At 42.6% G+C, this 13,501-nt stretch carries 11 protein-coding genes; 7 read left to right on the forward strand and 4 right to left on the reverse strand.

Annotated features, from left to right (window positions below; all coding sequences use genetic code 11):
• Positions 1-131: 131 nt before the first annotated feature.
• Positions 132-2,123: a methyl-accepting chemotaxis protein gene (locus tag IUZ65_RS06000; protein WP_195702878.1), complete on the reverse strand. Its 1,992-nt coding sequence runs from the start codon at positions 2,121-2,123 to the stop codon at positions 132-134.
• Positions 2,124-2,372: 249 nt separating this feature from the next.
• On the opposite strand from IUZ65_RS06000, the gene hinT reads away from it, so the two are divergent.
• From hinT to IUZ65_RS06035, 7 genes are all read left to right on the forward strand, one after another.
• Positions 2,373-2,723 carry a purine nucleoside phosphoramidase gene (gene hinT / locus IUZ65_RS06005; protein WP_195702879.1) on the forward strand — a complete coding sequence of 117 codons (351 nt, stop codon included), beginning with the start codon at positions 2,373-2,375 and terminating at the stop codon, positions 2,721-2,723.
• A gap of 26 nt (positions 2,724-2,749) precedes the next feature.
• Positions 2,750-4,141, forward strand: a complete 1,392-nt coding sequence (locus IUZ65_RS06010) for a COG3014 family protein (protein WP_195702880.1) — start codon at positions 2,750-2,752, stop codon at positions 4,139-4,141.
• Positions 4,141-4,530: a YcfL family protein gene (locus tag IUZ65_RS06015; protein ID WP_195702881.1), complete on the forward strand. Its 390-nt coding sequence runs from the start codon at positions 4,141-4,143 to the stop codon at positions 4,528-4,530. The genes IUZ65_RS06010 and IUZ65_RS06015 overlap by 1 nt, the downstream gene beginning before the upstream one ends.
• A gap of 9 nt (positions 4,531-4,539) precedes the next feature.
• A complete protein-coding gene (gene lpoB, locus IUZ65_RS06020; protein WP_195702882.1) occupies positions 4,540-5,130 on the forward strand; it encodes a penicillin-binding protein activator LpoB in 591 nt (196 codons plus the stop codon).
• 64 nt (positions 5,131-5,194) lie between these two features.
• On the forward strand, positions 5,195-6,040 hold the full coding sequence (locus IUZ65_RS06025; protein WP_195702883.1) for a phosphotransferase: 846 nt from the start codon (positions 5,195-5,197) through the stop codon (positions 6,038-6,040).
• Positions 6,041-6,237: 197 nt separating this feature from the next.
• Entirely contained in the window at positions 6,238-6,777 is a 540-nt protein-coding gene (gene ycfP, locus IUZ65_RS06030; protein ID WP_195702884.1) for an alpha/beta hydrolase YcfP, read from the forward strand.
• A gap of 318 nt (positions 6,778-7,095) precedes the next feature.
• On the forward strand, positions 7,096-8,385 hold the full coding sequence (locus IUZ65_RS06035; protein WP_195702885.1) for an NAD(P)/FAD-dependent oxidoreductase: 1,290 nt from the start codon (positions 7,096-7,098) through the stop codon (positions 8,383-8,385).
• 184 nt (positions 8,386-8,569) lie between these two features.
• Here the strand turns inward: IUZ65_RS06035 and IUZ65_RS06040 are convergent, their stop codons facing one another.
• The 3 genes from IUZ65_RS06040 to mfd all read right to left on the reverse strand — a co-directional run bounded on the left by IUZ65_RS06040 (position 8,570) and on the right by mfd (position 13,498).
• Positions 8,570-9,112: a GNAT family N-acetyltransferase gene (locus IUZ65_RS06040; RefSeq protein ID WP_195702886.1), complete on the reverse strand. Its 543-nt coding sequence runs from the start codon at positions 9,110-9,112 to the stop codon at positions 8,570-8,572.
• A gap of 89 nt (positions 9,113-9,201) precedes the next feature.
• A complete protein-coding gene (locus tag IUZ65_RS06045) occupies positions 9,202-9,963 on the reverse strand; it encodes a peptidoglycan binding protein CsiV (RefSeq protein ID WP_195702887.1) in 762 nt (253 codons plus the stop codon).
• A 67-nt stretch (positions 9,964-10,030) separates the two neighbouring features.
• Positions 10,031-13,498, reverse strand: coding sequence for a transcription-repair coupling factor (gene mfd, locus IUZ65_RS06050; protein WP_195702888.1), 3,468 nt, complete (start codon positions 13,496-13,498; stop codon positions 10,031-10,033).
• Positions 13,499-13,501 lie beyond the last annotated feature (3 nt).

A 13,501-nucleotide genomic window follows, 5' to 3' on the forward strand; every position in this document is an offset into this window, starting at 1 on the left:
AAATTTTGTGGGAAGGGTTCGCTGGCCTTACATTTTATATTGTAGTAACTATATAAAAAACAAGGGTGAATTGATAACAATTCACCCTTGTTAAAGTAAAAATTGACCTTAACATGACCTAGAGTTTGAATTTAGAGCTTAAATCGGCTCACCAAGCTCTCTTGCTCCTGCGCGATAGTGCTTAAGTTCTCGCTTACAGAGGCAATTTCTGACATCGCGTGATAACTTTCATCGGCAATCTGATTAATGCCTTCTAAACTTTGCGCTATGTCGCCAGTGGTTGTGCTTTGTTCCGCAGCCGCTTCAGATATATGTGTACTCATTTGACTAATTTCGAGTATTAACGCCTGAATTTCTTCCATAGAGCTGTTTGCATTTGACGCCTGAGCAACGGAGTTCTCCATATCACCCATGCAGCTTTCAATGATCTGATTGGCTGATTTTGAACTCGATTGAAGGTTTGCGATCATGCTCTCGATTTCAGTGGTCGACTCCGTCGTCTTCTGAGCCAACACTCTGACTTCGTCCGCGACGACAGCGAACCCTCTACCTTGTTCGCCTGCTCTCGCGGCTTCTATCGCGGCGTTGAGTGCAAGTAGGTTAGTTTGTTCGGCTATGCCTCGAATAACATCTAAGATCGATCCAATTTCGCTGCTCATTTTTTGTAGCTCGGATACGGCACTTACCGAATCGGTTAATCGACTTTCGAGCTGGTTGATTGTGGTGATGTTCTGACTCATTACTTGTCGACCACTATCAGAAGCGCTTTCTACTTGATGTACCTTGTCTAACGAGCTTAGTGCGCTTTGTGATACCTCTGCGACAGAATGGGCCATCTCTGTCATTGCCGTGGCCACATTAGCGGTTTGTTCTCGCTGACTACTAAGTTGGGTTTGTGCATTGTTTGAGGTGGATTGATTGGTTGTAGATGCATTCGTCAGGTTGTGCGACGCGCTACTGAGCTGTTGCAGAATGTTATGTAGGTTATCTGCTAGGGTATTAATATGACCACTCACACGGCCAAACTCGTTGTTGTAGCGAATCTCAATACGCTTGGTCATGTCACCGTCTGCGAGGCTTTCTAGCGTATCAAAGATGCGGGTAAGAGGTTCTCTTACGCTATGGGCCAGACGATAACCGATCACGATCGCAATGATTGCCACCACGATACCTATAATGATGGCCTGTAAACGACCATCTTTATAGATGTTCTCAGCCTCCGTAAGTGTGCCATTGAGTTCTTCTGTTGCAACACGATTAAATCCACCAAGCAGATTCATGGTTTTGTCAACTTCTGCGGCTAGGTTCTCAACGTTCATGTATAGGCTAGAACGCGCTTCCAAAAAGGCCGAATGTTGATCCAGAACGCCGCCTTTTTTGCCTATATCTTTAGTAAATTGTTTCACTGGGTTATCGAAAGAGAATTTGATCGATGGAAGCTGAGTCGTTAAACCTTCATATGCATAGACGAGCTGCGCGACCGATTTTTTATTATCAGCGAACGATTTTGCTACAAACTCAAGGTCATCACTCGCAAGCGCGTCTGAGGTGACGATTTCGGCTTTTTTAAGCTTCAAGAAATAACTTTTGGCCAATAGTTTAATAGAAATGCTGCTTTGATCATCTACAAAATCTTTCATGCCGACGGTCAATTCGGAATGAAGTCGTTGGTAATTACGCGTTGATTTTCGAACCTGTTCTTGAGCAACAGACATATCCTGGTAATTACCCATTGCATCTTGTGCAACGGAAAAGTACGTTGTTTCTAGGTCTTTTAACTGGAGTATATCCTTCTGCAAGGATGGGTAGTTTGAGCTTGCCGTTTCGAGCTGGCTAAATACTTGTTCAAAGCTATCTTGAGCCTGTTGAAAATTACTCTTATTTTGCTCCATCCGTTCCACATCTTGTGTGGTTAGAAAGTCTTTAAATGCTTTATCAGCAGAAAGCAGTTTAACGCTTGTCTGATTTGAAAGCGACACGAGTGGCAATGACTTCTCGGTTACCGTGCTGAACATAGCGTGAATATTACTCATGCCATTCAGCATGATAGTGACAGTGGCGATAAACATGACCACCAAAATGGTAAATCCGGTGTACATACGCCTGATTACAGACCCTTTCATTTTCTCTCCCCGTTAGAAAAATAAGGTATAAATAAAGACACGGTATTGCACAATAATTATTGTTTTTAATGTCAGAATATAGCTGACCAATAATACGTATTTCATACGCTACAAACCGAGATTTGAACCTCAGTTTGAATTATCGGCAGCGCTTCTAGAAAATGAAGTGTTGAACGCTGTTTTTTATTGTGATTTGGTGATCCATAACGCATACTCAACAAAAATTACCGTTAAACATGGAGCAGCGTAATGGCGGAAGAAACAATATTCAGCAAAATTATTCGAAAAGAAATCCCCACGGATATCGTCTACCAAGATGATTTGGTTACCGCATTCAGAGATATCAGCCCACGAGCTCCAAGTCACATTCTAATTATCCCAAACAAACTGATCCCTACAGTGAATGATGTAGAAGAAGAGGATGAGTTAATGTTAGGTAGAATGTTTACTGCCGCAAGAAAAATAGCGAAAGATGAAGGCATTGATAAAGACGGTTATCGTTTGATAATTAACTGTAATGCTCATGGTGGACAAGAGGTATATCATATTCATATGCACCTTCTTGGTGGTCGTCCGTTAGGTCCACTACTACTTGGTTAATTTAGGAATAATCTCTTTGTAAGCTTATGTTGAATAAAACGTGCCGATTACTATTTATTATCACTGTGTCAGCAACAGTGACTGCTTGTTCTACCCTATCTGCTGGTAACCTGTTTAGTCACTATAGTGCTCAAAATCGTGACGTCTATACAGCAGTAGAATCTGGGCAGTATGAAAAAGCCGTCGATCTATTACCAGATTACATAGCGGGTGACATACTAGACAATATGGAAAAGGGTAGAGTTAATCTACTCAATCAGACCTATGAAGAGAGTAAAGCTTTCTTAGAGAGCAGTGAATATGCTGTGCGTGAACAACAAGATCAGGCGGTTGTTTCTATTAGTGAAAGCGCGTCTAGCATAGGATCTTTGGCTGTAAATGATAACTTGAATAGTTATTACCCTGCCGATTATGAATTGGGTTTTTTGCACCTTTATTTGGCACTTAACTATCTCAGTGAAAATTCACTAGAAGGTGCGTTAGTCGAGGTACGTAAAGCCAATCAGGTTCAGGAAAAAGCGAAGAAAACACGAGAAGCCGATCTGGCCTCTGCTGAATCAGATATGAGGAAAGACGGTTTGAGTCCTAATTTGGGCTCAGTTTTGTCCAAATATCCTGACGCGGGTAAACAATTACAGGCGGTTCAAAATGGTTACTTACTCTTCCTGTCAGGGCTGCTTTATGAAACGTCAGGGGAACTAAATAACGCGTATGTTGACTATAGACGAGCGTTAGCAGTCATGCCCAGCAACTCAGAGATAATCGATAGCACGATTAGAGTGGCAAGAAAGTTAGGCATGCAAGAAGACTTGAGCAAGCTAGTTAAGCAATATGGTGACAGAAAACCTTTGGCAAAAAACAAAGCAAGGTTAATCGTTATAGATGAACAAGGCGTGGTCTTTTCAAAGCAAGGCTGGAAACAGCCGCTTCCTATCTATACGAAGGGACAGTGGGCTTATTTTACCATGTCGCTTCCATATTATCCTTCACAGGTTTCTCGCCAGTTTGCTACGCTTAAGATAAATGGTAAATCGGTATCTAAGTCTAAACTTGTCGACGTAAACTTGATGGCGCAACAAGATCTGACGGAAAGAATGCCGACAATCTTGCTAAGACAGGCTTTACGAGTGGTCGCAAAAGAACAGATTCGTCGAGAGACAGCAAATGGTGATGATATCGGAAACCTTTTGGTTAACGTATGGAATGTGTTTACAGAGCAACCCGATACTCGCAGTTGGCAAACATTGCCTGCCAATGTTTATAGCAGCAGTGAAGTTGTCGACCCCGGTAATTACACGATAGATGTTGGAAATCAGAATTACGATGTCACTGTAGGTGAAGGGAGAACAGTTTTGGTTTGGGTTTCTAGACAGGGTTCGAATGCAACAATTTGGCACAAACAACTTGGGAGTTTGTAATGAAAAAAATAGGGATAGCATTAGTTATGGCCTTGGCTTTAATCGGTTGTTCTAAAAATACAGCGGGTCTTCGAGTTGATGGCCAATCGCAAAATGTGATGTTTGGTGACAATGTTCTCGGGGGACGGTTATTAATAGACAACATAGCGACCGTAGATCAGGAGGGGCATGCAAGAGGTATCGTTACGCTTACCAGCCAGTTTAAAGGTGATCAAAATATTCAGTATCGTTTCTATTGGTACGATAATGAAGGACTAGAAGTAAATTCGAAGCAAGCGGCGTGGAAACAACAGATTGTTAGAGGTTTTGAAACGCTTTCTATTTCGGAAGTGTCTATTAATCCAAACGGCAAACAATTCCGTGTTCAAATACGCGAAGCAAATAAATAAGGGTGAGAGATGAATAAAGGTGTTATAGCGTTAATTGGACTAGCAGTTATTTTAGGCGGCTGTTCTAATAAAGTAAATTATGGCGATGCGCAAGAAGCTGAGACCACAACGATTGACTTTGGCTCTACAGATCTACAAAAGATCGCGAGCGAAATGGTAGATAGCATGCTTATGTCAGGCTCGGTAGCGGCGATTACTAGAGACAGTCGTCCAATAGCATTTGTTGAGACCATCAAGAATAAGACGAGTGAACATATAGATACAGAATCAATTACCGATTCTATTAGCACTAAGATGCTGAACTCTGGTAAGTTCCGTTTTGTTGATATGGACCGAGTTGAATCAGTACGTAAACAACTTAACTTCCAGAACAACGACGAGCTAGCGGACCAAAGCAGTGCTATTCAGTTTGGTAAAATGGTTGGCGCTCAATATATGCTGTATGGCAACCTGTCGAGTATTGTGAAGCAAGCGGGCAGCAAAAAAGACGTATACTATAAAATGACGATGCGATTAATGGACTTGGAAACGGGTCTCATTGAGTGGGCTGATGAAACAGAGATTCGTAAAAATGAATCGAAGAGTTTATTAGGCCTTTAAACTCAATCTTAGACCAGCGTCGTTTAACAACGAACGTTTGATTACAAGAGGGTATCCTGTGAGAATGACCTGGAGTGAAGCAACGTCGCTTGACCAGTCGTTATTGTCGCTGGAACCCTTTTTTCGTGTGCCACCTCAAATTGCCGAAATTCTTGCTGGTGGCTTAACGAATCGATGTTGGAAGATTACGTCACATTCTGGTGTCCCTTATGTCTGGCGACCTAACTCTACTCATTTGTTTCAATTTGGTATTTCTCGGATCCGAGAGAACCAATTATTGGAGTCACTGAGAGAATGCCAATTTGCCCCAATGCCGGTGCATTTAAACGACAAAGGTTTGTTGGTTGAGTGGTTAGAGGGCAGTGTAGGCGACGTACCGTTAAGTGAACTAGAACTACTTGCGACTCTGATTAAAATTCACACGGTAAACATACATAATAAGCCCGTGCCTTTGTTCGCTTTTACAGCAAAAGTTGATGGTTATTGGCATAAGTTAGACCCCAGCCTAAAATCAATACAGCGCGAAGCGCTCTATAATCGCTATAGAGGGCTACCAAATATACCTCAGATCGAGCCAGCACTATGTCATTTTGATCTGGGAGACTACAATATAGTGAGAACCGATCAGGGCATAAAGGTCATTGACTGGGAGTATGCGGGTGTAAGTGACCCTAGGATGGATTTAGCCATGACGTTAGAACTCAGTGGGCTTAATGTACTTAAAAGCGTAGTAGCGTACTGTAAGCTGAGGGAGCTAGAGGATATCGATAGCTGGTTATTAGGCGTTAATAAGTGGACACCTCGCAACCAAATGATGGCAATGCTGTGGTATTTACTCGGCTATCAGTTGTGGAATGATGAACATTACTTGTTAGAAGCCAATCGTTTAGAGGTTTTGCTCTCACATTAACGCTGGTTTATTGAAGGTGTTTTTTTTGGAAACTTATCTTTTTCAATAAATTAGCTGTTCTGCAAACTTAACTTTCGAATCGAATAAGATTTTTTTTTATGCTATAAAACAAATAATGCATAAAAAATCAGGCAATTAAGTTAAAATTAATTAGTAGTAGATGTAAAGTTATACCAAAAAGGATAGTGGGAGGTACCATGATAATTTATTTACACGGCTTTGATTCAACAAGTCCAGGGAATCACGAGAAGGTACTTCAGCTTCAATTTATAGACGACGATGTTCGTTTTATTAACTACAGTACTCTTCATCCAAAACATGATATGGCACACCTGTTAAAAGAGGTGCACAAGGCAATTGAGCAATCAGATGACCGTCATCCCGTTATTTGTGGTGTAGGGCTTGGTGGCTACTGGTCTGAACGAATTGGTTTTTTGTGTGGTATTAAGCAAGTGATTTTTAATCCGAACTTGTTCCCAGAATCTAATATGAGTGGGAAGATAGATCGCCCTGAAGAGTACGATGATATAGCAACGAAGTGTGTTGCTCAGTACCGAATTAAAAATAAAGAGCGCTGTTTAGTTATCTTATCTAAAGCCGATGATGCTATTGACCATAGCCTTACGGTTGAGGCGTTAGAGGATTACTATCGGATTATTTGGGATGAAACGGAAACCCATAAATTCAAGAAAATATCGCAACATCTACAAACCATTAAGGCTTTTAAAGAAGCTTGATCAAGACAAAATATTTTCGTGAAACGACCTCAATAAGAGGTCGTTTTTTTTTGTTCAATTTTTGAAATACCTGGCTTAAGGTTAACCAAAAAGAGTGAAAATGTGATGAGGATTAAATAATTTCTTGCGGTCCTCATTTACCTATATATAATGAAAATTCAACTTTTTTTGATTTATATCAATTAAAGTTGAATTAAAAGAGTGAGCAAACCTTCAAGAAGCTGACCAAAACAAAGCGTGAATATTGGCCCATATACAGAATCTCATAGCTTGACACATTCAGGCTATTTAAAATTGTAGACTAAAAGGAGTGCCAACATGACTCGAATCATTGTTGTCGGCGGTGGAGCTGGAGGTTTAGAGCTTGCGACTAAACTGGGAAATACACTTGGACGTAAAAACAGAGCGGAAATCACATTAGTAGACCGAAAAGGAAGTCATTTGTGGAAGCCGTTACTTCATGAGGTCGCTACGGGCTCACTCGATGAAGGTGTTGATGCTATAAGCTATCGTGCTCACGCAAAGAATCACCATTTCAATTTTGGATTAGGCACTCTTAAAGCGATAGATCGCGATCGCAAAGTCATTTTATTAGCGGAGTTAAAAGACGATGATGGTGAACTATTATTGCCTCAGCGCGAATTTGAGTATGACATTCTGGTGATGGCCATTGGTTCAACCTCCAACGACTTTAATACACCGGGGGTTCGTGACAATTGCATCTTTTTGGACAGTCCTGAGCAGGCACATCGCTTCCGAAGCTTAATGAACAACGAATTCTTGAAGCTTCACGCGAAAGCTGGCCAAGGAACCGTAGATATCGCGATTGTTGGTGCTGGTGCAACTGGTGTTGAGTTATCAGCTGAACTGCATAATGCAATCAAAGAGTTGAGAACCTATGGATTTGGCGATCTTGACTCAAGCAAACTTAATGTGAACCTGATCGAAGCCGGCGAGCGTATTCTTCCTGCGTTACCACCAAGGATCTCCACTTCTGCTCATCAGGAACTAACGAAATTAGGTGTAACAGTAAGAACAGGGACGCTGGTGACAAAAGCGGAAACCGATGGTTTAACCACCAAAAGCGGTGACAAAATTCATGCCCATATCATGGTGTGGGCGGCGGGTATTAAAGCGCCAGATTTCATCAAAGATATTGCGGGCTTAGAGACGAACCGCATCAACCAATTGGTGGTGAATGACACCCTACAATCCACCCGTGATGACGATATCTTCGTTATTGGTGACTTAGCCCAATGTACACAAGCTGACGGCTCATTTGTCCCTCCACGTGCACAAGCAGCGCATCAGATGTCGAGTCAAGCGTATACAAATATAATAGCGAAGTTAAATGGCAAGGCGCTTAAACCGTATGTTTATAAAGATCACGGATCATTGGTTTCTCTCAGCCGTTTTTCGACGGTCGGCAGTTTAATGGGTAACCTAACCAAAGGCTCAATGATGATAGAAGGGCGCATTGCACGCGTTGTCTATATCTCTTTGTATCGTATGCATCAAATGGCGTTGCATGGCATGGTTAAGACGGCACTAATGATGCTAGTTGGCCGTATAAACAGGGTGTTAAGACCAAACCTTAAATTGCACTAAGATTAAAGGTTGACGTTATAAGTTAAAGCCATGCAATTGCATGGCATGACCAAAACAGCGTGAAGTAGGGGATGAGTTATCCGCTGTGTTTATCTATTTGTGTTCTATTGCGAATCGCTATGATATCGACCTGGAAACTGCATTTTTAAACAAAGAAGAGAAAAAAAAGAACCTGGGTTTAGTTTCAAAGATCGGGAGTGATGCAAAAGACTAACCCGTCTCTCGGTCTGTCATTATAAATAAATCGATTTCGGTTGATTCCTTCATTTATGCCACCGCAAGCTAATGCAACGTTATGGCTAGGTACGTTGTCAGGGTCGCAGATTATTTCTATTCGTGTTAGTTGCAGTTTTTCGAAACAGAAACTGATAAGGGAATTAAGGGCTTCTTTTGCGTAGCCTTTTTGCTGGTGTTTATCGGCTATCCAGTAACCAAGGCTTGCAGAGTTAGAGATGAGATGGATCTCAGTGATAGCCGCCATACCAATAAACTCTTGGCTTTCTTTGCGAAATACCCCAAAACCATATGAGCTCCCTTTCACCCAGTTCAATCGGTTAGCTCGTATAAAGTCTTGCGCATCCATTTCGCTAAACCTAGGATGGCACCAATCCATCCAGTCATGCAAAGATAATGAATCAGAGATTCTATTGGCAAATGCATGGCTATGTTCTTGGCGAATGATTTTAAGCTGCAATCGCTTGGTGAATATTTCTAAATTAGTGACCAAATTGAACAGTCCAAGGGTGTAAAATGCCCCCCAATGGGGAAGCAATGTTAGTCGGTTTAGGGCAAACAGGGTTGAGTTAAATGGTCGCGTTAAGGCACCCGACGTATCTGAACAATAATACCCATTAATGGGTGGTCGAGGTAGTGCGTTTCACTGCTTCGTATGCGCCGTTTTTGATCCATTCTGTAGCTCTTTAAGAAACGTTCCTCTTGAACCGTTGGCGACACTTCTCTCATATCACCGAATTGTACCGTCTCATCAGAATCCGATTCTGTTAGAACCAATCGTTTATCTTCTAAGATGACGTCACGAACCCCGGGCGCTTTAAGATCTAAGGTGGTTTCTAAAAATAGATAATGTTGGACATATACCTGTAACTCTCCATCTAATTCATAAAGCGGATTATCGATGGTTTGTTCTTGGATTGCCCCTTCGCTATTGTCAGTAAAAGTGACTTTTTGGCTACCATCTGGATTATAAGATTTGGAATAATCTTTACCCGCGCGAATTCGAAATTTAGGGGCAGAGGCTTTACCGTTATCACCTTGACGCCATACTTTATGCATCAAAACCTGAAAACCAGCGTGCTTTTTGAGTCGCTCTACTTGGTTAAGAAGTTGAAACTCGTCGTAACCACGTATTGAAACGCCTTTTCTTTGTCTATATTCGCTGTTTTCAAAGGTTCCCACATTGGTGAAGTCGATCGGTGGCAATGTACTTGGCCAAGATTCACTGAGTTTGTCCGGATCGATAGAACGTTTAAATACAATAAGCTCTATATCAAATTGACGATCGGCCGCGAATGACGGCGACGCCATGATAAAGAGTAGTAGAAAGACCAGTTTTTTCATTTCGACTCCGCAAAAATGGTGCTGTTAACGTTGAGCATCGTATTTCTTATTGGTTCATTATTGCTTATCACGCGCTTTTAGGCATTCTATTTTGTTGAAATTGTTCAAGCAAATCAGAGATAAAGCGAATTCTTTCGCGTCTATCAGCCAAAGGCAGTGTGAATTTAAGCTTAGTAGGCCCTTCCATCTTATAATTTTGAGCCTGACCTTGTAATAGTTTAACTAGAAACATTGGGTTAATGTCAGCATTTGGATAAAACTCGATGTAACCACCTTTATCGTGCGCTTCAATTTTTTTGACGTTGATAGCGGCGGCGTCCAATTTCACTTCATTGACTGAGAGTAAGTTTTTAGCTGCATCCGGTAAGGTACCAAATCGATCGATGAGTTCTACCTTCATCTCCATCAGTTGATTGAGATTTTGAACACTCGCGATTCTTTTGTACATAGATAAACGGGTATTAATATCTGGAATGTAGTCATCTGGTAACAGCGCGGGTAGCCTAAGCTCAACCTCTGTTTGTTCTCTTAATAGGTCGTCTAGTGAAGGCTCTTTACCTTCTTTAAGCGCCTCTACTGCTTGCTCTAGCATTTCCATATACAAGGTAAAGCCTACCGATTGTATCTGGCCGCTCTGTTCGTCACCAAGTAGCTCACCTGCCCCACGTATCTCTAAATCATGTGTTGCCAGCGTAAATCCAGCACCTAAATCTTCCAAAGAAGCGATAGCTTCGAGTCGTTTTACCGCGTCCTTAGAAAGAGCTTTTGGATGTGGCGTCAACAGATATGCATAAGCTTGATGATGTGAACGACCAACACGGCCACGCAGTTGATGGAGCTGCGCCAAACCCAGCTTATCGGCTCTGTCCATCAGTATGGTATTGGCAGTAGGCACATCGATACCGGTCTCAATAATGGTGGTACAGACCAACACATTGAAACGTTGATGGTAGAAGTCATTCATAATGCGTTCAAGTTCTCTTTCGCGCATCTGGCCATGTGCCGTTGTAACTCGAGCTTCCGGAATGAGTTTGGCTAAGTCTTCGGCCACTTTATCGATGGATTCGACTTGGTTATGTAGATAGTAAACCTGTCCGCCACGCATGATTTCACGAAGAATTGCTTCACGAATGACGCTGTCATCATTTTCCCGGACGAATGTTTTTATCGCTAAACGACGGGCAGGGGGGGTCGCAATAATAGAAAGATCACGCATACCACTCATCGCCATATTTAACGTTCGCGGGATGGGTGTCGCAGTTAGTGTTAGGATATCTACATCAGCACGCATCGCCTTAACTTTTTCTTTTTGTCTTACCCCAAAGCGATGTTCTTCGTCGACGATGAGTAGGCCTAAGTCCCGGAATTTAATACTATCTTGTAGTAGCTTATGGGTCCCTATCAGTATGTCGACTTTGCCTTCGGCGGTATCGGCTAGAATCTGCTTCTGTTCTTTCGCGGACTTGAATCGGGAGAGAACTTCAACCCGTATTGGTAGGTTAGCAAATCGGTCCCTGAAGTTTTCGAAATGCTGCTGTGCCAAGAGAGTTGTCGGTACAAGAACCGCAACTTGTTTGTCGTTATCAGTACAGATGAAGGTTGCACGCATGGCAACTTCAGTCTTACCAAAGCCTACGTCGCCACAGACAAGTCTATCCATCGCCTTTGCTTGGCACATGTCTGACATGACGGCATCTATTGAGGTAATTTGGTCGTCAGTTTCTTCAAACGGGAAACCAGCTTTAAATGTGGCGTATTGGCCTCTATCGAGTTTGAATTTGTGGCCTGGCTTTAGCTCGCGTTTGGCATAAACATCAAGCAGTTCAGCGGCTACATCACGTACTTTTTCTGCGGCCCGTCGTCGGGCTTTCCCCCAGGCTTCTCCACCAAGTTTATGTATCGGTGCTCCATCTTCAGCGCTACCAGAATATCGGCTTATGAGGTTTAAGGACGCAACTGGAACGTAGAGCTTGGCATCATTCTGATATTCAAGTGTTACGTATTCGGTCGTTAAGCCACCCGCTTCAAGTATTTGAAGGCCAATATAGCGACCAATACCGTGTTCTAAATGAACAACGGGCTGCCCGGGTTTTAGCTCAGCGAGGTGGCGAATTATCGTGTCGCTATTAACGGCTTTTTTATCTTTTCGGCGTCTCTGTATGACGCGGTCACCAAGTAAATCACTTTCACAGATCAGGGCGAAATCGGGTCCAGAATGGACGAAACCGTGTTCAGCGGCGCCAAGTATCATGGTGAACTTGCGTTTACTTTCTACCGCTCCGTTGAGAGAGTCCATCTCGGTAGGTTTAAGTTTGATACGTCGAAGTAGTTCTAATAACGCCTCTCTTCGGCCCTCAGACTCAACGGAAAAGACTATGTTTCCGCTATAGCTCTCACTAAATTGCCTTAACTCAGCTAAGGGCTCTTTGTTTTGCTGCTTGGCGTGTAAATCTGGCAGTTTTTCCAATTTAGGATTGGTTCTGCCTGCTCTTGCTTGGATTTTCTCTATCGATAGCTGCGCAATAGGTTTTTGTTTGAAATACGAAAACAATTCGTCTTTTTTCAGCCAGAGTTCTTTGGGGTCGAGTAATGGGCGTAAAGGGTCGATCTTGCGTTGGTCATAGCGATAATCAACATCGGTTAGAAAGGTATCTATCGCGGTTTCAAGATCGCCAACATTGACCAACAAGGTATCGTCAGAGATATAATCAAACAGCGTTTCCGTGTTATCAAAAAACAGAGGTTGCCAATATTCGATACCAGCAGGCCATGTTCCTTTGGTTACCTGCATATAGATTGATTCTGGTTCACGTTTGGCTTCAAACTTTTGACGCCACCGACCACGAAACTCTTCTATCGCCTCTTTAGAAGTTGGAAATTCATGAGCGGGTAACAGACGAATGGTCTCAATGTTCTCGACGGTACGTTGAGTTTCAGGGTCGAACGTTCGAATGGTGTCTATTTCATCGTCGAAGAAGTCGATTCGATATGGGTCCACGCTGCCCATCGGGAATAGATCGATGATAGAGCCTCGGCTCGCATATTCGCCTGGACCAAATACTTGGTCTACATGGCGGTAGCCAGACTTCTCAAGCTGCATTCTCAATCTATCTAATGAATAAAGATCACCTGCTTTAACCATCAAAGTATGCTGCATTAAGAAATCTCTAGGGGATTGTCTTTGCAGTAAGGTACTTATTGGTACGATGGTGATGCCGCTGGATTGAGTCGGCAACTGATAGAGTTTCGCGATCCGATCCGAGATAATATCTTGATGAGGTGAGAAATTATCGTAGGGCAGCGTTTCCCAATCGGGGAATAGGCTGACCTCTTCATTAGAGAACTGTTCTATTTCCGCTAACAGCTTTAACGCTAACTGAGGGTCCGGAACCACTAACAGTGTGTGGCCTTGGTGTTGCTCAGAAATTTCAGCAATAGCGATAGGAAGGGCTGCACCGACAAGGTTGCCCACAAACTTTTTGTCACCGGCCTTCTCAGGGGTAACAATGGAAAAAAGTGATGTTTTATTCGACATTAT

The organism is Vibrio sp. VB16, from assembly GCF_015594925.2.
Lineage (GTDB): Bacteria > Pseudomonadota > Gammaproteobacteria > Enterobacterales > Vibrionaceae > Vibrio.